At 32.5% G+C, this 24280-nt stretch carries 25 protein-coding genes; 17 read left to right on the plus strand and 8 right to left on the minus strand.

Annotation, left to right across the window (positions count from 1 at the left end; genetic code table 11):
- Positions 1–258: 258 nt before the first annotated feature.
- Positions 259–2121: an ABC-F family ATP-binding cassette domain-containing protein gene (locus C8C83_RS14910; protein ID WP_121329231.1), complete on the minus strand. Its 1863-nt coding sequence runs from the start codon at positions 2119–2121 to the stop codon at positions 259–261.
- A 158-nt stretch (positions 2122–2279) separates the two neighbouring features.
- Between C8C83_RS14910 and C8C83_RS14915 the strand changes: the two genes are divergently transcribed.
- Together C8C83_RS14915 and C8C83_RS14920 are read left to right on the plus strand one after the other, a co-directional pair.
- On the plus strand, positions 2280–3422 hold the full coding sequence (locus C8C83_RS14915; RefSeq protein WP_132011798.1) for an AraC family transcriptional regulator: 1143 nt from the start codon (positions 2280–2282) through the stop codon (positions 3420–3422).
- Between the two features lie 60 nt (positions 3423–3482).
- Positions 3483–4319, plus strand: a complete 837-nt coding sequence (locus tag C8C83_RS14920) for an alpha/beta hydrolase (protein ID WP_121329234.1) — start codon at positions 3483–3485, stop codon at positions 4317–4319.
- Between the two features lie 52 nt (positions 4320–4371).
- Here the strand turns inward: C8C83_RS14920 and C8C83_RS14925 are convergent, their stop codons facing one another.
- Positions 4372–5337, minus strand: a complete 966-nt coding sequence (locus C8C83_RS14925; protein WP_121329235.1) for a T9SS C-terminal target domain-containing protein — start codon at positions 5335–5337, stop codon at positions 4372–4374.
- 147 nt (positions 5338–5484) lie between these two features.
- Between C8C83_RS14925 and C8C83_RS14930 the strand changes: the two genes are divergently transcribed.
- Positions 5485–6903: an undecaprenyl-phosphate glucose phosphotransferase gene (locus C8C83_RS14930; protein WP_121329236.1), complete on the plus strand. Its 1419-nt coding sequence runs from the start codon at positions 5485–5487 to the stop codon at positions 6901–6903.
- On the opposite strand, the gene C8C83_RS14935 is transcribed toward C8C83_RS14930, so the two are convergent.
- On the minus strand, positions 6904–7638 hold the full coding sequence (locus C8C83_RS14935) for a CpsB/CapC family capsule biosynthesis tyrosine phosphatase (RefSeq protein ID WP_121329237.1): 735 nt from the start codon (positions 7636–7638) through the stop codon (positions 6904–6906).
- A 148-nt stretch (positions 7639–7786) separates the two neighbouring features.
- Between C8C83_RS14935 and C8C83_RS14940 the strand changes: the two genes are divergently transcribed.
- A complete protein-coding gene (locus tag C8C83_RS14940; protein ID WP_132011799.1) occupies positions 7787–8977 on the plus strand; it encodes a DUF5009 domain-containing protein in 1191 nt (396 codons plus the stop codon).
- 167 nt (positions 8978–9144) lie between these two features.
- Here the strand turns inward: C8C83_RS14940 and C8C83_RS14945 are convergent, their stop codons facing one another.
- On the minus strand, positions 9145–9546 hold the full coding sequence (locus C8C83_RS14945; protein ID WP_121329238.1) for a hypothetical protein: 402 nt from the start codon (positions 9544–9546) through the stop codon (positions 9145–9147).
- A 4-nt stretch (positions 9547–9550) separates the two neighbouring features.
- On the minus strand, positions 9551–10144 hold the full coding sequence (locus tag C8C83_RS14950) for a hypothetical protein (protein ID WP_121329239.1): 594 nt from the start codon (positions 10142–10144) through the stop codon (positions 9551–9553).
- Positions 10145–10286: 142 nt separating this feature from the next.
- On the opposite strand from C8C83_RS14950, the gene C8C83_RS14955 reads away from it, so the two are divergent.
- The 11 genes from C8C83_RS14955 to ftsY all read left to right on the plus strand — a co-directional run bounded on the left by C8C83_RS14955 (position 10287) and on the right by ftsY (position 19446).
- Positions 10287–11468, plus strand: coding sequence for a hypothetical protein (locus C8C83_RS14955; protein WP_121329240.1), 1182 nt, complete (start codon positions 10287–10289; stop codon positions 11466–11468).
- A 30-nt stretch (positions 11469–11498) separates the two neighbouring features.
- Positions 11499–12662 (plus strand): glycosyltransferase family 2 protein, encoded by a 1164-nt coding sequence (locus tag C8C83_RS14960; RefSeq protein ID WP_121329241.1) that lies wholly within the window; start codon positions 11499–11501, stop codon positions 12660–12662.
- A gap of 84 nt (positions 12663–12746) precedes the next feature.
- Positions 12747–14075 carry a dihydrolipoamide acetyltransferase family protein gene (locus tag C8C83_RS14965; RefSeq protein ID WP_121329242.1) on the plus strand — a complete coding sequence of 443 codons (1329 nt, stop codon included), beginning with the start codon at positions 12747–12749 and terminating at the stop codon, positions 14073–14075.
- Between the two features lie 217 nt (positions 14076–14292).
- Positions 14293–15063 carry a 3'-5' exonuclease gene (locus C8C83_RS14970; RefSeq protein WP_121329243.1) on the plus strand — a complete coding sequence of 257 codons (771 nt, stop codon included), beginning with the start codon at positions 14293–14295 and terminating at the stop codon, positions 15061–15063.
- A 93-nt stretch (positions 15064–15156) separates the two neighbouring features.
- The gene (locus tag C8C83_RS14975; RefSeq protein ID WP_121329244.1) at positions 15157–15768 is read left to right on the plus strand and encodes a fumarylacetoacetate hydrolase family protein; all 612 of its coding nucleotides are present in this window, start codon (positions 15157–15159) and stop codon (positions 15766–15768) included.
- On the plus strand, positions 15768–16112 hold the full coding sequence (locus tag C8C83_RS14980; protein WP_089350788.1) for an Hpt domain-containing protein: 345 nt from the start codon (positions 15768–15770) through the stop codon (positions 16110–16112). The genes C8C83_RS14975 and C8C83_RS14980 overlap by 1 nt, the downstream gene beginning before the upstream one ends.
- A gap of 216 nt (positions 16113–16328) precedes the next feature.
- Positions 16329–17582, plus strand: coding sequence for a CinA family nicotinamide mononucleotide deamidase-related protein (locus C8C83_RS14985; protein ID WP_121329245.1), 1254 nt, complete (start codon positions 16329–16331; stop codon positions 17580–17582).
- Between the two features lie 71 nt (positions 17583–17653).
- Positions 17654–17890: a 50S ribosomal protein L28 gene (rpmB, locus tag C8C83_RS14990; protein WP_007805815.1), complete on the plus strand. Its 237-nt coding sequence runs from the start codon at positions 17654–17656 to the stop codon at positions 17888–17890.
- A 27-nt stretch (positions 17891–17917) separates the two neighbouring features.
- Complete coding sequence (gene rpmG, locus C8C83_RS14995) at positions 17918–18100, plus strand: 50S ribosomal protein L33 (protein ID WP_017495179.1); 183 nt, start codon at positions 17918–17920, stop codon at positions 18098–18100.
- A 71-nt stretch (positions 18101–18171) separates the two neighbouring features.
- Positions 18172–18324 carry a DUF4295 domain-containing protein gene (locus C8C83_RS15000; RefSeq protein ID WP_121329246.1) on the plus strand — a complete coding sequence of 51 codons (153 nt, stop codon included), beginning with the start codon at positions 18172–18174 and terminating at the stop codon, positions 18322–18324.
- Between the two features lie 168 nt (positions 18325–18492).
- Complete coding sequence (gene ftsY / locus C8C83_RS15005; RefSeq protein ID WP_121329247.1) at positions 18493–19446, plus strand: signal recognition particle-docking protein FtsY; 954 nt, start codon at positions 18493–18495, stop codon at positions 19444–19446.
- A 563-nt stretch (positions 19447–20009) separates the two neighbouring features.
- On the opposite strand, the gene C8C83_RS15010 is transcribed toward ftsY, so the two are convergent.
- Complete coding sequence (locus C8C83_RS15010; RefSeq protein ID WP_121329248.1) at positions 20010–21074, minus strand: serine hydrolase; 1065 nt, start codon at positions 21072–21074, stop codon at positions 20010–20012.
- Positions 21075–21343: 269 nt separating this feature from the next.
- Between C8C83_RS15010 and C8C83_RS15015 the strand changes: the two genes are divergently transcribed.
- Positions 21344–21784: a hypothetical protein gene (locus C8C83_RS15015; RefSeq protein ID WP_121329249.1), complete on the plus strand. Its 441-nt coding sequence runs from the start codon at positions 21344–21346 to the stop codon at positions 21782–21784.
- Positions 21765–22061, plus strand: a complete 297-nt coding sequence (locus tag C8C83_RS15020; RefSeq protein ID WP_121329250.1) for a DUF721 domain-containing protein — start codon at positions 21765–21767, stop codon at positions 22059–22061. Before C8C83_RS15015 ends, C8C83_RS15020 begins: the two co-directional genes overlap by 20 nt.
- A 161-nt stretch (positions 22062–22222) precedes the next feature.
- Here C8C83_RS15020 and C8C83_RS15025 read toward each other — a convergent pair whose 3' ends face one another.
- Both C8C83_RS15025 and C8C83_RS15030 read right to left on the minus strand, forming a co-directional pair.
- Positions 22223–22642, minus strand: coding sequence for a nucleoside-diphosphate kinase (locus C8C83_RS15025; RefSeq protein ID WP_065451312.1), 420 nt, complete (start codon positions 22640–22642; stop codon positions 22223–22225).
- Between the two features lie 212 nt (positions 22643–22854).
- The gene (locus C8C83_RS15030; protein ID WP_121329251.1) at positions 22855–24126 is read right to left on the minus strand and encodes a DUF5009 domain-containing protein; all 1272 of its coding nucleotides are present in this window, start codon (positions 24124–24126) and stop codon (positions 22855–22857) included.
- Positions 24127–24280 lie beyond the last annotated feature (154 nt).

The following is a 24280-nucleotide window of genomic DNA, read 5'->3' on the forward strand; positions in this document are numbered from 1 at the left end:
AAGTACTGTCGAACATTACTAATGGTAATATTGTTCTTCTTTTTGTTTTATAGAATAGTTGTTTTTATCCTCTGCTAAAATAGGTATTTACTATTGCAAATGATAAAAAAGACTTTATTTTTTGAAATAGTTTCTTGTTAATTTTAGATTGCTTTTGTGCGAAAAAAAAGAGTCTCAATACTTTTAGTGCTATCACTAATAGTATTGAGACTCTTTATAATATAAGCTTCTGTTTTTCTATCGAAAACTAAAAAAAAACTATCCTTCTATCTTAGCCGAAAGCTCAAACCAACGTTCTTCTTTCTGATCTATTTTATTAATGATATTTTGTAATTCGTTAGCTTTTTTCTCGATATCGGCGTCAGCTACTTTTCCATCAGAGAATAATTGTTCGATTTTAGTTTTATCGATTTCTAAATCTTTAATTTCTCTTTCCAGTTTTTGATATTCTTTTTGCTCGTTGAAAGTTAGATTTCCTGTTGGATTATTTTGTTTCCAGTCTTTCTTTTCGGCTTTGTTTTCTTCTTTTTGAGCAACATCAGCACTGTCTTCATAAGCTCTGAAATCAGAATAGTTTCCTGGGAAGCTTTCGATTTCTCCTTTTCCTCTAAAGATAAATAAGTGATCTACGATTTTATCCATAAAATAACGGTCGTGAGAAACTACAAGCAAACAACCCGGATAATCTAAAAGGAAGCTTTCAAGTACATTTAAAGTCACGATATCTAAATCGTTTGTAGGCTCATCGAGAATCAAAAAGTTAGGATTCTGAATTAAAACTGTACATAAATACAAACGTTTTAATTCGCCACCACTTAATTTTTCTACGAAATCATATTGTTTTTTAGCATCAAAAAGAAAACGTTCCAATAATTGCGAAGCCGAAATCATTCTGCCTTTTGCAAGCGGAATATACTCACCGTATTCTTTAATAATATCGATAACACGCTGATTTGGTTTCGGATTGATTCCGCTTTGTGTATAGTAACCAACCTTTATAGTATCACCTTTTACAACACGTCCACTATCCAACGGAATTGTTCCGGTAAGAAGGTTTAAGAAAGTCGATTTTCCGGTTCCGTTTTTACCAATGATTCCAATACGTTCTCCACGCTGAAAATCAAAACTGAAGTTGTCGAGAATAACGTGATCTTTGAATTTTTTAGAAATTTTGTGAAGCTCGATAATCTTGCTTCCCATACGTTCCATATTAATTTCAAGCTCAACTTTATTTTCGCGACGACGACTTTGTGCTTTTTCTTTAATTACATAAAAATCATCCTGACGTGATTTTGATTTTGTAGTTCTCGCTTTTGGCTGACGGCGCATCCATTCTAATTCTTTTACGAATAAGTTCTTTGCTTTGTCAACACTTGCATTTTCAGAGGTAATACGTTCTTCTTTTTTCTCTAAATAATAAGAGTAATTTCCTTTGTATTGGTATAATTTACCATTGTCAAGTTCGATGATTTCGTTACATACACGCTCCAGGAAGAAACGGTCGTGCGTTACCATAAACAACGTAATGTTTTCTTTGGCAAAATAACTTTCCAGCCATTCGATCATTTCAAGATCCAAGTGATTGGTTGGCTCATCAAGAATCAATAAATCAGGACGATTAATCAAAATGATGGCTAAGGAAAGACGCTTTTTTTGTCCACCCGAAAGATTTTTTACTTTAAGTTTAAAATCTTCAAGTTTCAGTTTGAATAAAATTTGTTTGTATTGCGTTTCAAAATCCCACGCATTATGCTGATCCATTCCATCAAAAGCTTTTTGATACGCTTCTTCATCGTCTGGATTTTCAAGTGCTTTTTCGTAAGCTTCGATTACTTTAAGCGTTTCATTGTCTGATGCAAAAATGCTTTCTTCAATGGTTAGCTCATCTTGTAGATTATTATCTTGCGAAAGAAATGCCATTCTGATTCCTTTTCTCAAAACTACTTGACCTGTGTCAGGTTCGTCCAAACCATTAATGATACTCATAATGGTAGTTTTTCCCGAACCGTTTTTAGCTATAAAAGCAATTTTTTGGTCTTTATTGATTCCAAATGAGATATTGTCAAAAAGCGTTCTTTCGCCAAAAGACTTCGATATATTTTCTACAGATAAGTAATTCACTTTGTAAAATATGAGTTATAAATTATAAGTTATGAATGTTTTAGAAAACATAACTTTTTGCAAAAGTAAACTTTTATCTTACCATTTACGAATTGTTAATCTTATTTAAGTTGACTAAGACAAACTTAATTATTTAGATTTGTGATCAAAATTGTTTTATGTACTCGATATTCAATGCAATAATTTGCGGAGCAGCATTTTTACTGACATTTATAATTTTTGTAAATCAAAATAAGATCAATGTAAAAGCCAATCGCTGGTTTGGATCTTTTATAGGCTGTATTTTTTTAATTTTATTTGAAAATGTCATTGTAGACAGCAAAATACTCAGAGAAGATGATATTCTGAATCAATTAATAAATATCTCCAGTTTTGTTGTTGCTCCGGTATTTTATCTAAGTGTGTGCTATTATATCGAGCCAGTCAGAAAATGGAAAGCAATTGATTACTTGCATTTTAGTTTCGCTTTCTTAATCTTTATTCTTCTTATTATTTCCTGGATAATAGACGACAACAATAAACCCGAAGATATAAGTCCGGAAATTGTCCAGAAAACCATAGCAATATTTAATTTTATTTTCAGCCTGTACGTTTTTATTTATTGTTTTCTGGCGTACCGAAAAATCGTTAAACACGAAAAAACGATTAAACTTTTAAATTCTACTTCTGAGAATCTGGATTTAAAATGGCTGAAAAATATTATTGTCGGCGTTATTTTTATCACCATTTTTTGGGTTCTTGATATTGTATTTCAAATATCCGAAGGGAATAAAACTTTCGATATCCTGACAAGTTTGATTTACTTTTTAAGTATTCTGTACATAACTTATTATTGGCAGAAACAAAAAGAAATCTTTCCATATAGTTTAAAAGAGAAAGAAGAAATAGAAACTATTATTGTTGAAACTTCTCTGCCGGAAGGAAAACGAAAACAATTGCTGACCAGCGAAGAATTAGAAGAGCAAAAAATCAGATTATTACAATTAATGGAAACCGAAAAGCCTTTTTTAGAATTTGGCTTAAGTTTGGTAAAATTGGCTGGTTCGATGAAAATTTCGACACATATACTTTCGTATGTAATTAATAATGGATTTGGTGAAAATTTCTATCAGTTTATAAACAGATACCGAATTGAAGAAGCTAAAAAATTAATGATTGATTCAGAAACGGATCGTTTAAGTTTATTAGGAATTGGATTTTCTGTAGGTTTTAATTCGAAAACGGTTTTTAATACTACATTTAAAAAAGTCACGGGACAAACTCCGTCAGAATATAAGAAACAAATAGGTTCTAATTTATAAATCAGAACGACCGGCCTTTGTTTTTAAGGGATTTTTGCTGAAAATTTTAATCTTAAAGAAATGAAATCAGCAAAAAACATTATTGCAAAAATTGGACTAAGTTTATTCTTTACATTCGTTTCGTGCGATAAAGACAGTGATAATAATACTGAAACTTTAAAAGAAATAAAAGTAGATGTTGGAACTCATAAATTGGCAACTTACTCCATTATTCACAACTCAAAATATTTGGTAGTTTTTGAATCTGGACTCGGAGACGGACATTCTGTTTGGAACGAAAAAAAAATACCAATAAAACTAAGTGCTCAATTAGATGTCTTAACATACGACAGAGCCGGTTATGAAAAATCTGAAAAAGATTCAAAACCAAGAAATATAAATCAATTAAGAAGTGAACTCGAAACTGTAATTAATAATTTTTCGAATGGCAGAAAAGTTATTCTTATTGGGCATTCTCTTGGCGGAATGATTATTAGAGATTATGCGGTTAAAAATCCATCTAAAGTTGCCGGATTATTATTTATAGATCCAGCGCACGAATATTATAATCAGCCTTCGCAAGAAGAAGAGGATATGCTTTACAATCTATGTAAGACCAATTATGGAGAAAATTATGGAGGAACACGCGAAGCCAGAGAAATAATAGAAGATTCTCAGTATATGGCAACACTTCCGCATTTGCCAAATATTCCTGTAATTGTAATTTCGAGCTTAAAAGTCGATGCATCTACTTCTGAAGCAGATAAACAAAAATGGTTTAAGGCGCATGAATTATTAAAAGAAGGAGTTTCTGATTTTACGCACATTACAACTACAAAATCCGGGCATTACATTATGAATGATGAACCCAATTTGGTGATCGATAATTTTAATTTAATACTGTCTAAAATAAAATAAAACTAACTTTTGCGGAATTTGGTTTAATACAAAAATTAAGTTCCGCAAAAGTTTATTTATGGAGATAAGAATCCAATACAGAACTTAAATCAACGCGATGAATTTGTTGCGGAACATTGATTATGGGTTTTCGAACCAAAGATTCATTTGTTAAATAATAATGCAACCCGTCTTCAGTCGAAATTCCTTCTATTTGATGAAAAGGAAGCGGGAGATTTAGTCGCCTTTTATTTCCGGATAAAAAATCATGGTTTTTAAAGTCGTACAAAAGATATAAAAAGGGCTTTCCTATTTTAGAATAACCGCAAAGAACAATCAGTTTCTTGGATTCTAAATAAGTTGCGCCTGTGACTAATCCTTTTGTATTTAAAGTATCTTTTAGTTGTGCAACGTGTTTTCCGGATTGATTTGGTAAAGAATAAATAGAAGTTTTTGAGGAATTCCATTGTTTTGTAAACAAATAGATACTGTCTTTTGAAACGATGAAAGCTTCACAATCGAAATTTGTGGTATTGCCTTTTTGAGACGAAAAATCAGTTTGATCAGAATATTGAAACGAAATAGTTTCAATTTGTGGGTTTCCTGCTAAAAAAGATTCTTTTTCTATTTTCAGAATGTGTAAATCAGTTCTGTTTCCGGTATAATTATTTCCAAAATCACCGATATAAATATGTGTACTATCTTGAGAAATTTCTTCCCAGTCGTTGTTTATTACTTCGTTCAGGACTATTTTTCTTTTAATTTGACCCAAAGAATCCAATCCGTAAATGGTTTTATCATGATCGTCATTATGCGTCCACAATAAATTATCGAAAGAAATTAATCCGGAAGTTTCTTTGATCGAGTCCGATAATTTCCTGGAATATTCCGGTTTAATTTTGAAAGAAGCATATAAACAGCTTCCGTCATTTATAGTTGCCAATGGATTATAGTTCTTTGAAAGTGGATCTGTACAACCTGATATTTGCGCATTTGCAGAAGCTGAAATCAGGAAAAAAAATAGAATTGTTTTAAGCATAATCTGCAATATTAAATCTGCATACTATAAAAGTAAACTTTTAAAGAATAGATTCTAAATAGTACCGAAAAATCTAATTAAAATATTATTTTGCAGTGCTAAATTTTTAATTAATTTTTAGTCTAAAATTAAGCATAAAACCTCAATATGAAAATTCTACAAAAACTATCGCATTATCGTTTTTCGCGCTATTTTAAGCTTTTGTTTGTTTTAGTAGATTTAATATTGTTGAATCTGGCTACAATTTTTTCTGCATACGCCAGATTTGAAAGTTTGGATAAGCTTTTGTCAAAAGAAGAAAGAGTAGTTTCTTTATTAGCAATTTTAATTTGGCTAGTATTATTGCTTCAGAACGATTCAAACCGAAGCATTCGTGTAGAACCTATAGAATCAATATTATTCAGAACCATAAAAAAACTGCTCATTCATGCTGCTTTAATCTCAATATTTGTGGTGTACTTGAAATACACTGATATTTCGAGACTTAGATTAGTTTATTTTTACATGATTTTCTTTGTATTATTGATGGTTTCCCGTTATTTCTCCATGAAACTTTTAAAATATATTAGAGCGCAAGGATATAATTTTAAGACTTTTATTGTTGTTGGTGTTAATGAATCTGGAGAGAAAATCCGAAAAATATTAGCAAAAGATCTTACTTACGGTTATAAATTTCTGGGCTTTTTTGATGACAATATAGATAATTCAATTGTTGAGGCTTCTTCAGTTTTAGGAGGTTTTAATGCAATTCCAGAATTTGTTGCCGAAAAGAAAATAGACGAAATGTATGTTGCATTACATATTGATAATATCGAAATTATTAATGAACTGACCAGAATTTGCGAACAAAATATGATCCGAATTAAGTTTATTCCTGATTTTCAGTTGTACACAAAATCAAGTAAAGTTGAGGTTGCTTTTTATGAAAATATGCCTGTATTGATGTTTCGAACAGAACCTTTGGAACTTGTGGTAAACAGACTTGCAAAAAAAGTTTTTGATATTGTTTTTTCGATTTCTGTAATTTTATTGATATTTCCGTGGTTGTTTCCTATAATAATGTTGATTATTAAAATAGAATCGCCGGGACCAATATTCTTTAAACAAGAAAGATCAGGTCGCGATAATAGAACTTTTATGTGCTTTAAATTCAGAAGTATGTATGTTAATGGTTTGGCGCATAAAAAACAAGCCGAAAAAGGAGATAGCCGAATTACTAAATTTGGCGCCTTTATTCGTAAAACAAGCATTGACGAATTGCCTCAGTTTTTTAATGTTTTTTATGGCGATATGTCCGTAGTTGGACCAAGGCCACATATGGTAAATCTGGCAAAGGAATACAGTGATTTAATCAACAATTATTTAGTGCGTCAGTATGCTAAACCCGGAATTACAGGTTGGGCGCAAGTCAACGGTTATCGAGGCGAAACTAAAGTATTGAGCGATATGGAAAGCAGAGTAGAATATGATATCTGGTATATTGAAAACTGGAGCTTATTACTGGACGTGAAAATTATCGTAAAAACGATTATCAATGTCTTTAAAGGGGAAGAAAATGCTTATTGATTAAGATTTAAAAAACTGATTGTTATTGATTACTTCTTTTAGATTAGAAATACTTTTAACTTTAATTTTGTTGCCAAAAGCGTTAATATGTCTCATATGATGAACATCAGTTCCTGCAAAATCATACATTCCCTTTTTAAGAAGTTCGTCAGCAATTTTGGATATTTCACTTCCATAATAACCAACTGTCGACAATAAATTCAACTGAAAAAGACAACCTGCTTTTTTTAGTTTTTCGTATTCATCAAAATTTTTATGATAAAAAATATAGCGTTCCGGATGTGCCAAAACTGGAATGTAACCTGCAACCTGCAAATCAAATAATATTTTATACAATCGGATAGGAGCATTCAAGTACGACATTTCTACCAATACATAATTGTCTTTTAGCGTAAGAAGCTTTTCGGATTGAAAATGACTTTCAAACCAATCATCCATTAAATACTCTGCTGCGGTTTCAAAAGGAATTTGAAGTTTGCTTTCTTCTGCTAAAAGAATAGTTTCTTTATGATTATTTAAAATTGTCTCTTGCGAATTTTTCCAAATGTGACTAATATGCGGAGTAGTAATAAATTGAGAAAAGCCCATTTCCTGAAAAGCTTTTATAAGTTTAATACTTGCATTACTATTCTTTGCACCATCGTCAATACCTGGTAATACGTGGGAATGAATGTCGATAAAACCTTCAGGAATTATGTCTTTTAAGTATAGCTTGGGTTTGAGGAATGATAACATGTGTGCAAAAGTAAAAAAATGAAAGGATTTTTAATGAAATTGGTTAGAGGATTTATTTAAAACGATTTATTGAGAATTTGTTACAGAAACCTAATTTGACATTTCATCCATTAGTTTATATTTGTTGTTATCAATACGCTGAAATTTTATGAAAATTAAAGAGAATTTATACAATCAAAGGATTATTTCGATAGATGCTTTACGCGGAATTACCATTTTTATAATGATTTTTGTAAATGAGCTCGCTAGTATAAAAGAAGTTCCGCAATGGATGAAACATATGCCGGCAGACGCTGATGCAATGACCTTTGTTGATGTGGTTTTTCCGGCTTTTTTATTTATTGTCGGAATGTCGATTCCATTTGCTTTCAATGCTCGATTATTAAAAGGAGATAGTACAAAAACAATTTGGACACATACCTTAAAAAGAGCTTTCGCTTTAATTATTATTGGTGTTTTTATGGTTAATGCTGAATATGGTTATGATGCAACAAAAATGATTATTGCGCCTGCATTTTGGGGACTTTTGGCTTATTTCATGCCAATTCCAATTTGGAATAAATATGCGAAAGATTTTCCGGTTTGGTTAGAAAACACAATTCAATATGGTGGTATGCTTGTTTTAGTAGCCTTGTATTTTTTATACGTTCAGGATACTGGCGAAATTGGAATGACACCAAAATGGTGGGGAATTCTGGGATTAATAGGTTGGGCGTATTTAATTTCAGTAATCTATTATTGGTTAGTTTCAGGAAGATTATGGGCTATGATTGCTTTTTTGATAGTTTGTGTAATCGCCAATTCAGTTAATTTGACAGAAGGATCTGTAATACAACAAACGCCTTGGTTAAGTTTTATCGCCGGACATTTAACACATGCTTCATTAGTAAGCGCCGGAGTTGTGATTTCGCTTTTGTTCTTTGATAGAAAAGTCGCTCCCAAAATCAATTGGGCAGTAATGGGTTTTGCCGTTGTGTTTTTTGTGACAGGATATTTATTAAGACCTTATTTTGGAATTTCAAAAATAAAAGGAACACCATCTTGGACTATGTTTTCGGCTGCAATTTGTACCGTATTATTCTATTTTCTGTATTGGTTAATGGAGATTAAAAAACAAACAAAATGGAGTAATTTCTTCATGCCGGCAGCAGCAAATCCTTTGTTGATTTATATTTTGCCAGGAGTAATTTACTATTTCTGCATAGCTTTTAATATTCATGTTATTCCGGATTATTTTCGTGTAGGCGTTCCGGGAATTATTTGGTCATTAGTTTTCTCAACAATAATGTTGTTTGTAATGAAATTATGTAATAAGTATAAAATTCAGCTTCATTTGTAGGGGAGTTTAACCGCAAAGTTCACAAAGATTTACGCAAAGTTCGCAAAGCTTTAAACACAAAGCTTTGCGAACTTTGTGTTTGCTAAACGTAATCTAAGGAAAAAAAACCTTTGCGGACTTTGCGGTTAAATAATCTCATTTCAACTTGAAACCTGAAACAAATTTTTCTACCTCACACGTTTAAACGCAATCGGTCCGTTTCGTTTTTTATTGTCTACAAAAGAGCCTTCCAGAGTATTTCCGTCTTCAGATAATTTTAAAGTATGCGTTCCCGCGGTTGCCCAGCCTTCAATTGGCAATGTTACGGTTACAGTATAAGTAATTGTATTTCCTGTTCTTTTTCCCGTGCCGCTTTCAACAAATTTCTGTCCTTTCCATTCCAGATAATGTGAGAAAATAATTTTTCCGTTTTGTTCTGATATAATGGCAACTGCATTTTGAACGCCGGGATTTATATCTTCCCAAACACCATTAATATCAATTTTAGAAACAGCAGATTTATTTTGGCTATAGCCGAAATTTGAAAAAAAGATAGAAACGAAAAGGATAAATAAAAGTTTTGTTTTCATGTTTTTAAATTTGAACTATAACTGATTTTATTTCTAAAAATGCTCCCGAAACCGGATTGTAATTCACAAAATTGAATTTACAAAGGTTATGAATATTTAAAAGTTTTCCGTTTGCTAAGCCGTCTTGTTTAAAATTTGACCAAGGAATTTTAATCGTCTTAAATTTTTTCGGAGAAGCCGGAATGTCAACTCTCGGATGCGAACCGCCGTGTACACAACCAGTTCCTTCTTGATTTCCTTCTCGGGCTTGCAATTTTATAAGATGTGAAGATCTGTAAGTTATAGTGACGAATTTCGAATTATTCGATAAGTTTGTTGCAATGCCATCATTTGAATCTGATGCCGTAATCATGACATTGAGTTCTATTTCTCCAATTGGATTGTCTTTTGCTGTTATTCTGATAATCCCTTCTCTTTGTCGGATTGTATTTATGGTTTCCTGATTTTCTTTGGCTGGACCGGCAACATACCAAGTCGAAGATTTTACAAGATTTCGGTCTGAATCTAAATCATGCTGCATAAATCCAAAACCTGATGTAAAAAAGATTGTCAATAACAAGAGAAAGGAATCAATTAGAATCAGGATTCTGTTTTTCATGGAAAACTATTTTTGTTCAAAATCAAAAATATACTTTTTTACAATCCGTTTTAGTTTTTCTTTTTTTATTCTTTTTAAAATAGACGACTGTTTTAAATTAAATTTTAAATTTGTAAGAAGTTGTCTCTGAAAATCTTACGAAATGAAAAGTATAAAATCACGAATTGTTTTATTTTTCCTTTTTCTTACTTCATTTTGTTATTCACAGAATGATACGATTTCGAACAACAAAAAAGATATTTTGGATGTTTTGTATAAACTATTCCATAAAAATGATTCCGTAAGAGTAGATTCAAACAAAAAAGTGGCTTTTTCTTTGCTTCCTGTTCCTATAGATGCAAATAAAAATGCGGGATTGGTCGTTTCGTTTTTAACCACATTCTATTTGGGCGATAGTAATACGACCAAAATGTCTCAGGTTTCTTTTTCGCCTTATTTCAGTTTTTCCAAGCAATATGTTTTTCCTATTCAATCCTATATTTATACAAAAGATGATAAGTGGAATTTTATTGGAGATTATAGATATATGATTTATCCGCAAGATACTTACGGTTTAGGCGGACACAATACAGACGAAAAAATGTCAACACTAAATTATCAGCAATGGCGTTTTTATCAGTTTGCAACCCGAAAAATAATTGGCAATTTCAGAATGGGATTAGGATTATTATTGGATAATTATCAAAATATTTCTGAGGAATCTTATATCGATGATCAAACCGATTATTACAAATATATGAATGGAGATTTCTCCGATGAAAACTCTTTTGGAGTTGCTGTTCAGGGACTTTATGATTCCAGAAAAAATAACGTAAATCCGGAACAAGGACTTTATGTAGAAGCCGATTATAGAATAAACACAACTGGAGTCGACGGAAAAAAATGGAATTCTATTTATTTTGATGCTCGAAAATATCATTCGTTTAGTAAATATAAACACAGAGTTTTGGCTTATAGAGCTTTTTATTGGTCGACTTTTGGCGGAAAACCACATTATCTCGATTTGCCAAGTATTGGTTGGGATCGCGATGGAAAAACAGGTCGCGGTTTTACCAGAAATAGATTTCGAAGTAATGCATTGATGTATTTTGAAACAGAATATAGAACTGATATTTCCAAGAATGGATTTTGGGGAGCTGTGTTTTTTACAAATATTTCGTCAGTTTCAAAGTTAGATACCTACGATTTTAAAAAATGGAATCCTGCCGCCGGAGCTGGTTTACGCATTAAATGGAACAAGCAAAATAATAGTAATTTGGTGCTCGATTTTGGAGTTAGTAAAAACGATTGGTCATTGCGATTGGGTTTAGCCGAAAATTTCTAACTTTCGAAAAAATCAATTCCTATATTTTTCATGCAATTATCGGTAATTATTCTTAATTATAATGTGCGTTACTTCTTGGAACAATGTGTTTTAAGTGTTCAGGAAGCGATTTCGACACTTGATGCTGAAATTATTGTAGTTGATAATAATTCTTCAGATGAGAGTTGTTTGATGATGAAAAATAAGTTTCCGAACATAAAATTAATCGAAAACGCCTCAAATTTTGGTTTTCCAAAAGGGAATAATATTGGTGTTTCTCAAGCTTCGGGAAAATATATTTGCATTTTAAATCCCGATACAGTTGTTGCAGAAGATACGTTCGTTAAGATTCTGGCTTTCGCCGAAAGGCAAACTGATTTAGGAATAATTGGCTGTAAATTAATTGACGGAACAGGAGGATTTCTGCCGGAAAGCAAACGCGGAATTCCAACGCCGTGGATTGCTTTTACAAAGATTTTGGGTTTGTATAAGATTTTTCCAAAAACTAAACTTTTCAATCAATATTACGCACAACATTTAGGAGAAAATGAAACCGGAAAAGTCGATATTCTAGTTGGAGCTTTCATGTTCTTAGAACGCAATTTATATAAGGAATTAGAAGGTTTTGATGAAAATTGTTTCATGTATGCAGATGATATTGATTTGTCGTATCGTGCGTTGCAAAAACAAAAAGTAAATTACTATTTTCATGAAACTACCGTTTTGCATTATAAAGGAGAAAGTACGGTAAAAGACGAAAAGTACATGAAGCGTTTTCAGGAAGCGATGACTTTCTTTTATAAAAAGCATTTTAAGAAATCCTGGTTTTTTGAATTTTTTATTCAAATTGGAATTTGGTTTTTCTCTTTTGTGAAAATGTTTCAGGGAAAAGTTAAGTCAAAACCTTTGCCCGAAAGTGTCTTTTTTTGTTCTTCAAATAAAATTTTGTCTGAAAAATTACCTTCTATTTTAAAAAATAAAGTACTCTTTTTGGATTTAAAAAAAGAAAAAATGGTAAATTCGTGCCTACTTTTTAAGGGTAAACGAGGAGAGATTATTTTGGATAATCACTATATTTCATTCAAAAAATGTATCAAAATGATAGAAACTCTTAAAGATAAGAACATTACTTTTAAGATTTTCCCCAAAAACACCAATTTTATTATAGGAAGTAATTCCCGAAATGACAGAGGGCAAATTATAAAAATTGAGTAAAAAATTATATTAAGTGTAATTTATATTTAAAATATTCAGTAATTTCGCAATCACAAAATCAAAATCATCCTTTAGATTAACAATATGGCAAGATTTGAATTAAAGCTTCCTAAAATGGGAGAAAGTGTCGCTGAAGCAACCATTACCAACTGGTTGAAAGAAGTTGGAGACAAAATTGAAGCTGATGAAGCAGTACTTGAAATTGCAACTGATAAGGTTGATAGTGAAGTGCCTAGCGAAGTATCGGGGATTTTAGTTGAACAATTATTCGGTAAAGATGATTTAGTTCAGGTAGGACAAACCATTGCAATTATTGAAACAGAAGGAGATGCGCCAACTGCAAATGCAACTCAGGAAGTTGCTGCTTCCGCTGAGGTTGCTGCTATTGAAGCTACAATTGAAACTGCAAAAGAAACTGTCGCTGCTCCACAAGATTTCTCAGGATCTGATAAATTCTTTTCTCCATTAGTAAAAAATATTGCAAAGGAAGAAGGTATTTCTGTTACTGAATTAGAAAATATTGCTGGTTCAGGAAAAGACGGACGCGTAACAAAAGAAGATATCTTTAAATATATTGAAAACCGTAAAGCAGGTGTTGTAGAAACTCCTAAAGCGGTTGTTCAGGCTCCAAAAGCAGCAGAACCAGTAGTTCAGGCGGCTCCGGTTCAAAAAAGTCAACAAGCAGTTCCGGTTTCTGTAAATGGTGGTGATGAAATCATCGAAATGGACAGAATGCGTAAACTGATTTCTGGATATATGGTAGCTTCGGTACAGACTTCGGCTCACGTACAATCATTCATTGAGGTTGATGTGACGAATATCGTAAAATGGAGAGAAAAAGTAAAAACTGCTTTCGAGAAAAGAGAAGGTGAGAAGTTGACTTTTACGCCAATTATGATGGAAGCGGTTGCAAAAGCATTAAAAGATTTCCCGGGAATGAATATTTCTGTTGATGGAGATTATATCATCAAAAAGAAAAATATAAACTTAGGAATGGCTGCGGCTTTACCAAATGGAAATTTAATTGTTCCTGTAATTAAAAATGCAGATCAGTTAAACCTTGTTGGAATGGCAAAAGCGGTTAACGATTTAGGAAACCGTGCAAAAGCCGGAAAACTAAAACCAGACGATACTCAAGGCGGAACTTATACAGTTACAAACGTGGGAACTTTTGGAAGTGTTTTTGGAACGCCAATTATCAATCAGCCACAAGTTGGAATTCTTGCTCTTGGAGCGATTCGTAAAGTGCCTGCAGTTATCGAAACTCCGGAAGGTGATTTTATCGGAATCCGTCAAAAAATGTTCTTATCGCATTCTTACGATCATAGAGTTGTAGATGGAGCTTTAGGTGGAAGTTTTGTAAAACGTGTAGCCGAATATTTAGAAGCTTTTGATGTAGACAGAGATTTCTAATATCAGAATAAAAATAAATTGAAACCCGGGAAATTATTAAAATTTCCCGGGTTTTTTGTTTTGTAGGAAAAGGTTAAGAAATGAATGAGAGCTTACATTTTGATTGATTTTAAAAGTTAAAATGTCGAAATCGCAGCCATTTTTGTTTAAAAAAATCAAGAATAAAAGGGAAAATTCGGCTTTAAAAATTACATTTGTAATCTTATAAAAATTAAAAATGGAACTCAAACTCAACAAACCAATTTGCTTTTTTGATCTTGAAACAACCGGAATTGATATCGGTAAAGATCGAATTGTAGAAATTTCGATATTCAAAGTTTTTCCAAACGGAAATAAAGAAAGTAAAACCTGGTTGGTGAATCCAACGATTCCAATTCCTCCGCAAACCACTGCTGTTCATGGTATCACGGATGAAAAAGTAGCAAACGAACCTACTTTTACAGAATTGGCGCCACAAGTTCATAATATGATTAAGGATAGTGATTTGGGAGGTTTTAATTCAGATCGTTTCGATATTCCGTTGCTTGCAGAAGAATTGCTTCGTGCCGGAGTTGATTTTGATATGAAAAATAAAGTTTCAGTAGATGTGCAAACTATTTTTCATAAAATGGAAGAACGTACGCTAAGTGCTGCATTGAAATTTTATTGTGGAAAAAGTCTTGAAAACGCCCATTCAGCAGAAGCTGATACAATGGCAACTTACGAAATCTTAAAAGCACAATTAGATCGTTATCCGGAATTAGAAAATGATATGAAATCATTGTCTGAATTTACAACCCGTAAAAAAATCGCTGATTTTGCAGGAATGATTGCTTTTGATGCAGACAACGAAGAGATTTTTACCTTCGGTAAACATAAAGGAGCAAAGGTTGATAAAGTATTAGAAACGGAGCCTGGATATTTCAGCTGGATTCAAAACGCCGATTTTCCTTTGTATACTAAGAAAGTTTTGACGGCAATAAAATTAAGAAAGTTAAATACTAAATAAGATTCTGAGTCGCTAAGGTTCTAAGATGCTAAGTTTTTTGCATAGTTTCTTAGAGCCTTAGTAGCTTAGTACCTTCGCAACTTATAAAAAGAAATGAAGATCATCTGTATCGGTAGAAATTATACCAATCATATTGAGGAATTAAAAAACGAGCGACCAACGGAACCTGTGGTTTTTATGAAACCGGATTCGGCAGTATTGTTGAAGCAACATCCGTTTGTAATTCCAGAATTTTCTGAAGAAATTCATCACGAAATAGAGATAATTGTTAAAATTAACAAAGTAGGGAAGTACATTGAACCTAAATTTGCTCATAAGTATTATGATGAAATAAGTGTAGGTATAGATTTTACAGCCAGAGATTTACAAGATAAATTGAAACAAAAAGGATTGCCTTGGGAGAAAGCAAAAGCCTTTGATGGCTCTGCGGTCATTGGAGATTTTGTCTCAAAAAATGATTTTGTTTCTATGGAAAATCTTACATTTGAGTTGACTAACAATTCTAAAACAGTTCAAAAAGGAAATACAAGCTTCATGCTTTGGAAAATTGATGAACTTGTTTCTTATGTATCTCAATATTTTACATTAAAAATAGGAGATATTATTTTTACAGGAACACCGGAAGGAGTTGCTGCAGTTAAACCAAATGATGTTTTAGAAGGCTTTTTAGAAGATAAAAAATTATTCAGAATACAAGTAAAATAATGGCTTTAAAGTACAACCTTTCGAAAGTATATGCGCTTTCAGACAACGATCCTGAATTTGTAAACGAAATTCTAAAACTTTTTGTTACCGAAGTTCCCGAAGATTTAAAACAAATCAAAGAAGGAATTAAGAAAAAGGATCATAAATATGCTTATTCTTATGCGCATAAAATAAAACCTACATTAGATTTAATGGGTTTAAATGTAGCTTTTGAGGAAATTCTTCAAGTCGAAGCCTGGACGAAAGCAGAAGGCAAGAAAAAAGAAATTGTCGAAACTTTTAAAAGCATTAAATTGCAGGTAAAAGAGGCAATAAAAGAAATTAAAAAAGATTTTGATTTGTAAGATATGGGCGTGACTCTATTTTTGACCTTTTAAATTTAGGTCAAAAATAGAGTCGGGTTATACACTATATCTTTTGTTCCGGAAAATTTTGTTAAACGAGCACTTGTCGTTTGTTACAAAAGGATGCCGTTTCTACCCCTCACGCAAAATCGTTGCGACAACAACCTTCTTTCTAATAATAACTTACAAAACAGTAAGTAAAAATAATCCACAGATATGAAAGCAACTATCATTACTATTGGAGATGAGATATTAATAGGTCAAATTGTAGATACAAACTCTGGTTTTATCGCAAAATCTCTAGACCGAATCGGAGTTGAAGTTCATGAAATGATTTCGATAAGCGACGATAAAAAACACATTTTAGACACGTTTGCCCAATTACAAAACAAAGTCGATGTTGTTATTGTAACAGGCGGTTTAGGTCCGACAAAAGACGATGTTACCAAGAAAACTTTCTGTGATTACTTTGATGACGAATTAGTCGTTAATCCTGAAGTTTTGGCTCATGTAACAGAATTGATCGAAGGATTTTATAAAAGACCAATTTCACAATTAAATAAAGATCAGGCTTTAGTGCCATCAAAATGTACTGTTTTGCACAATAAAATGGGAACCGCGCCAGGAATGTGGATGAAGAAAGAAAACACAGTTTTTGTTTCGCTTCCGGGAGTTCCGTATGAGATGAAATATCTGGTCGAAGAAGAGATAATTCCTAAAATAGTTCGGGAGTATAAACGTCCGTATATTATTCATAAAACCATTTTGACTTACGGTCAGGGCGAGAGTTTAGTTGCAGAACGTATCGAAGATTGGGAAAATAATTTGCCTGAATTTATCAAGCTTGCTTATTTGCCAAATCCCGGCCGAGTGCGTTTGCGTTTGTCAGCAAGAGGAACAAATAAAGAATTGCTTGAAGCTGCAATAGAGGAAAATGTAAAATCATTGGATGCTATAATTCATGATATTATAGTAGGTTATGAAGAAAATGAAACGATAGAATCAGTAGTTGGGAAAATTTTAACGAAACAAGGTAAAACGATTTCGACTGCCGAAAGCTTTACGGGAGGAAAAATAGCTTCGCTTTTGTCGGCTATTCCCGGAGCTTCAAATTATTTTAAAGGAAGTGTTGTTTCGTATGCAACAGAGGCGAAGGTCAATGTTCTTGGTGTCTCGCAGGATTTGGTCGATCAATTTACGGTAGTTAGCGCTGAGGTTGCATCGGCTATGGCTTTGAATGTTAAAGAGATACTTAAAACAGACTATGCAATTGCGACAACTGGTAACGCCGGACCAACAAAAGGAGATTCAGATGCTGAAATTGGAGCTGTTTTTATCGCTTTGGCTACTCCAACTGGCATAATTGTAGAAGAATTTAACTTTGGGCAACCACGTGAAAAAGTGATAGATAGAGCGACGATTAAGAGTTTAGAAATATTACAGAAAGAAATTTTAAAAATTGTGCGATAATTTTTTGTTTCAATCGTTTATTTTTCTTTTCTTTGCACCCTGATTTTGAATAACGATAAAAGATAAGTATAATGTCAAGAGTTTGTGACCTTACAGGTAAAAGAGCGATGGTAGGAAATAACGTTTCTCACGCTATGAACAAAACTAAGAGAAAGTTTTCTGTAAACTTAGTTAAAAAGCGTTTTTATCTTCCAGAAGAAGATAGATGGATTACTCTTAGAGTAGCAGCATCTACGATAAAAACAATTAATAAAAATGGAATTTCTGCTGTTTTGAAAAAAGCGCAGTCAGAGGGATTTATCAAATAATCTTTTCCTAAATAAATATATAGCAAGATGGCAAAGAAAGGTAATAGAATCCAGGTAATTTTAGAATGTACTGAGCACAAGACTTCTGGTGTAGCAGGAACTTCTAGATATATTACAACTAAGAACAAAAAAAATACTCCGGATAGATTAGAGATTAAAAAATTTAATCCAATCTTGAAACGCGTAACTGTTCACAAAGAAATTAAGTAATAATTAGAGATTTATAGTGCTCGGTGGTTTTGCCATTAGAGTTTTATAAAACTTCAAATAACATTTGAATCATGGCAAAGAAAACCGTAGCATCGTTACAAACATCTTCTAAGAGATTATCAAAAGCCATCAAAATGGTGAAATCTCCTAAAACTGGTGCATATACATTCGTAGAATCTATTATGTCTCCTGAAGAAGTTGATGAATTCTTGAAAAAGAAATAATTACAATCACACTATATAGAAAAGCTACTTTCATTCGGAAGTAGCTTTTTTATTTTTTATATTTGTCTAAAATTTAAAGAAGCATACGTAATTTTGGCTTTCTTTAAATATTAAGTATTATTTGGATTATAAAACCGAATAATCTAAAAAACTAACAATCTATAAAAAATGAGTTTTTTTAAAAAATTATTCTCTACTGATAAAAAAGAGACTTTGGATAAAGGTCTTGAAAAATCAAAAACTACTTTTTTCTCAAAGTTAAGCAAAGCTGTTGCCGGAAAATCTAAGGTTGATGACGATGTTCTTGATGATCTGGAAGAAATTCTGGTCGCTTCTGATGTTGGTGTAAATACAACTCTGAAAGTAATTTCAAGAATCGAAAAACGTGTTGCCGAAGATAAATATTTAGGAACAGAGGAGTTGAATCAAATCCTTCGTGAAGAAATAGGAGCTTTACTTTCTGAAACAAATACAGGCGAAGCAACTGAATTTGAAATTCCAAAAGATAAAAAGCCATATGTTTTAATGGTAGTTGGTGTTAATGGAGTTGGTAAAACAACTACTATTGGTAAACTGGCTTATCAGTTTAAGAAAGCAGGTTATAATGTGGTTTTGGGAGCTGCGGATACTTTTCGTGCGGCTGCTATTGATCAATTACAAGTTTGGGCAGATCGTGTAGGTGTGCCAATCGTAAGACAAAATATGGGTAGCGATCCTGCTTCTGTTGCTTTTGATACGTTACAATCTGCTGTAGCTCAAAATGCCGATGTAGTAATTATAGATACTGCAGGACGTTTGCATAACAAAATCAATTTGATGAACGAACTTACCAAAGTAAAACGTGTAATGCAGAAAGTTGTTGCTGATGCTCCACATGATGTGCTTTTGGTTTTGGATGGTTCTACCGGTCAAAATGCTTTTGAACAAGCAAAACAATTTACGGCTGCTACTGAAGTAACTTCTCTTGCTGTTACCAAACTAGACGGAACTGCAAAAGGTGGTGTTGTAATTGGTATTTCAGATCAATTTCAGATTCCTGTGAAGTATATTGGTATTGGTGAAGGAATTGAAGATTTGCAAGTCTTCAATAAATATGAATTTGTAGATAGTTTTTTTAAATAATCTTTTAAGGTAATTTCAATGAGTTTTTCTTCTTTAAAAAATATAACGCCAGTTAGTTTTTATTTTGCAAGTGTTATATGTTTTGTTTTGGCAAATGTATTAAAAGACAAAAGTTTGTCTTTTTATTATATTTTGTTGGTTGTAGGATTGGTTCTCTTTTTTATGGGAATGTTAAAGAGATTACGCACTAAATAAAAAAATATTTTCTATTTAATATATAAAGAAAAACTCATGTAGTCGTTTGATTACATGAGTTTTTTTTATGTTCAGTGTATCTTAAAAGCTTTTTTTTAGGATCCATATAAAAACTTGTGTAGCAACAAATATTCAGGATGGATTTAACTGCAATCCCGATAGCTATCGGGAACAAAGTTTTTTTATACATATCGGTATCGGGTTTTATAAAAACACAAAGTTCGCAAAGCTAAATCAATACAAAGCTTTGCGAACTTTGTATTTTTAAACATACGATTAGATAAAATCTTAGCGTGCTTTGCGTTAAAATGATTAACCTGTGCAAAACATTTTATGTTTCTCCACGGGTTTTTGCATCGATCCCTTTTTTATTGATATAAAGCACTTATTTTCGTCCATAGTGTTTTATCAAAATCTGATAAGGCAAGATTGACATCGTCAGCGGCATCTCCCATTCTAATGATAATCATGTTTTTGCTTGGAACAACATAGATTTTCTGATCATTTTTTCCTAGTGCCATAAACATGTCATTTGGTCCAGTTGGAATTATACTTCCCTGAAAAGTAAGCTGTGATTGTGGTAAATGATAGGATGTTTTTCCGTTAAGCCACCATAAATACCCGTATCCTAAATTAATATTTTGAGAAGTAGTTGTTGCTTCATTAAAATAGGCTTCGTTTAAAATTTGAGTAGTATTCCATTTTCCTTTATTAAGCATTAAAAGTCCAAATCGTGCCATACTTCTTGATGTGCTGGTGTAAACACTATTAACACCAAGCTGAACCCAATTGCCATCCATGCCAATTTTGTCTCTCAGTTTAGCATTGAAATAGTTTTGCCAGGTTTGTCCGCTTGCTTTTGCTATAACATCTTGCAATTTTACATATACATTGTGATATGCCCAACGTTTTCCGGCATCAGCCTTGTAGATTAAACTTGCCGGATCAGCATCATCTGTGCTGTCATCAAGTCCTGAAGTCATTGTTAGAAGATTTCTGCAGGTTATTAAATTTTCTTGTGCTAATGTTTCACTTGTCCAGCCGGTTCCTATATATTGTGAAACTTTATTGTTGATGTCTAATAAGTTTTCTTGTTGTGCAATTCCGGTCATGGTTGATGTTAACGTTTTTCCTGCACTTGCCCAATACCAGTTTGTAGTTGCGGAATGACCATTGAAGTAATTCTCCAATACAATTCGACCATTTACTAATATGATGAAGGATTTAGAATGTTTGAGTTCTAAATAATCTAAAAGTGGTTGAACTGCGGCTTGATTCCATTTTAGATCTGCAAGAGATTTTGTTTCCCAAGTATTTCCTGTTAATGGAGGGAAATACATGCTTTCAGTTGGATTTGTGTTTGTTTGTGTTGGATCTGAACTGCATCCTGCAAATGCTAAGATTGTCAGGATTATACAAATTGTTTTAGTCATGGTTTTTTGGTTTTGGTTTAGAGTTTGACTAAAAATATGTAAAATAGTTTAATTGGTTTTGTAAATTTTTATTTCTTTTGAGTTTTATAAGTTTAACTTTGTAGTTCGCAAAAAAAAATCTCTTTTGAAAATTGGAGCCCTAGCCCTGATGGAAGCGGTATCCTTTTATGGCAGGGTTTGACATAAAAGATATAGCGTACAGCAGGAAATAGCTCCTGATTCTTAATTTAAATAAGATTGAAAATAATTGAATTTTAATATAATAATCTATGAAAAACACTTTTATGATTTTGGTTTTGTCGCTCTTGTTTGTGAGTTGCAAGCAGGAAATTAAACCAACAGATATCGCGAAACTTAATGGCTATTGGGAAATTGAAAAAGTAGTTTTTGATAAGGGTGAACAGAAGGATTATGGAATGAATGAAAGTTTTGATTTCTTTGAAATTAAAAATAATAAGGGAATTCGAAAGAAAGTAATGCCGCAGTTTGACGGAACTTTTTTGACAAGTGATTCTTTTGAAAATGTTTCGGTTCGGTTTAAGGATAATCAAGTGTTTTTAGATTACAAAACGGATTATGCAAAGTGGAGTGAGGAATTGATTTCGATTTCGGATAAGGAATTGGTAGTTAAAAATCAACAGAAAAAAGAGTATCATTATAAAAAAGCAGAACCAATAAATTTATTAAACGATGGCAAAAAGACTAAATAATCAGAGTACGATTGGGGCTGTTTTGCAACAGATTATTCAGGTGAATAAATTAGGTCCCGGAATGGATCAGATTGACGTAAAAGAGGCGTGGAGACAGTTGATGGGGAATGGAGTGAACACGTATACTAAAAATGTCGTGCTAAAAGGCAGTACTTTGTATGTTGAACTTGGATCGGCTGTTTTGAGAGAAGAACTAAGTCACGGAAAATCTAAAATCGTGAAAATGATTAATGAAGAATTAGGACGTGAAGTGGTGAAAGATGTAGTTTTGCGTTAGACTTGCTTAGACTTTTAGACTAACTTAGATTTTAGATTATTATTATTATTATTATTATTATTTAAAATATTAGGTAAAAAAGAAAACCCACTTCATTGAAGTGGGTTTTCTTTTATAAAAATCTAAGAAGTCTAAAAATCCAAAGATCTAAGAAGTCTAAATTAAAACTGCTCTCTTCCAGCAAAGTGGAATGCACCTTCGATTGCAGCGTTTTCGTCGCTATCAGAACCGTGAACTGCATTTTCTCCAATAGAAGTTGCGTATGCTTTACGAATAGTTCCTTCAGCAGCTTCAGCTGGATTTGTAGCTCCAATTAAAGTTCTGAAATCTTCTACTGCGTTGTCTTTTTCTAAAATTGCAGCAACAATTGGTCCACGAGACATGAATTCAACTAATTCTCCGTAGAATGGTCTTGCAGAGTGAACTGCGTAAAATGCCTGAGCATCAGCTACAGTTAATTGAGTTAATTTTAATGAAACGATTTTGAAACCTCCATTAGTAATCATTGCTAAGATATTACCGATGTGTCCGTTTTGAACTGCATCTGGCTTAATCATTGTAAAAGTTCTATTTGTTGCCATTTTATTGCTTATTTTTAATTTTGTGCAAAAGTATACTTTTTTTATGAATTGATTTTAATAAATTCATAATTAAAGAGTAAGAAATAATGTTTTTATGATTTTTTTAAACCATATAGTTGATAGTAGAGATGCACAGCAGTGCATCTAACACAAAGTGATATTTAATAAAAAAAGACGCACTGTTGTGCGTCTCTACATATATGGTGAAAAAATTAGACTTTGAAAATCAGTTTGTTTTTATAGAAAATCCATAAAATAAAAGACCAGATTCCCACATAAACTAAAGCTCCGGCTAGTGAAGCCATCATCGGATTGCTAAAAAAAGGTGCAATTCCAAAATGATATAAATAGTTTAATAGATTGATTTGAGTTTCGGGATTTTCAGGATTTTTAAGTTGAACCATAACTAAGGCTTGCGGAATAATCTGAGAGAAGAAAAATACAATCATTGGATTTACTCCCCAGATTAAAAACAATTTGAATCCTTTTTTGTACTCTGCAATATCAATTATATAATAGAGTATTGATAAAACTGTAGCGGCTAATCCTGTCGTGTATAAAACATAACTACTTGTCCATAACGATTTATTTATTGGGAAAACTGTACTCCAGATTAATCCAGTGATGATAAGTGTTATTCCGACAATAGCAATTTTTGTGGCTTTTTGAATTTTTGTTATTTCAAGTTGTAATATCTGTCCAATTAGTAAACCAATAATTCCGTTTACAATTGAAGGAAGTGTGCTTAAAATTCCTTCAGGATCCCAAGTTATGGTTTCGCGATACATATGTCCTTTTAGTAAAACGCTGTCTAACCAAGAGGCAAGATTTGTTCCTTTTTCTAAATTTGCTTCGCCAATTCCCGGAACTGGAATTAAGGCCATTATTGCCCAATAACTCAGTAATAAAACTATTCCGGTGATGATTTGCGTTTTTTTACTTGTTTTTAAATACAATAAAGAAACTACGAAGTAAACAATTCCAATTCGTTGTAAAACGCCTGGCAAACGAACACTTTCATAAGCTTCGATACCACTATAAGCTAAAAAAAGATAAATAAACAAAATCGAAAAGACCAATATATTTTTGACTTTAGAACTGAAATTTCCCATTAAAGCATAACCTACAGCAACGGTAATAATCAAACGGCCAATAAGAAGTGGGATTCCGTCGAGTCCAAAAAGCTGAATTTTGGCAAAATAATTAAAGAAAATCCCAAGACAGAACATTCGTAAAGAACGGACAAGGATTTTATTAAAAGTGGTGTCGTCCCAAGTTTTAGTTGGCATAGCAAGAGGAACTGCAACTCCCATAATAAAGATAAAAAAAGGAAAAACTAAATCGGTTGGCGTGCAGCCATGCCATTCTGAATGTAATAAAGGTGCGTAAACGTGTCCCCAATCTCCGGGATTGTTTACAATAGTCATTAATAAAATTGTTAATCCTCTAAAGACATCCAAGGATATCAAGCGCTCTCTGGTCATAATTTTGGTAAATAGGTTAATTTTTTGTTTTTAAAAGTTACTATTTGGTTTAGAGAGGCAATAATCTTAGAAGAGGTGGTTATTTGTTTCTGAGGATTATTACTTTATTGTTCATATTGATCCGGCTAACGGATTGTTTTTTTTGCCACGAATT

Origin of the sequence: Flavobacterium sp. 90 (genome assembly GCF_004339525.1) — a bacterium.
Lineage (GTDB): Bacteria > Bacteroidota > Bacteroidia > Flavobacteriales > Flavobacteriaceae > Flavobacterium.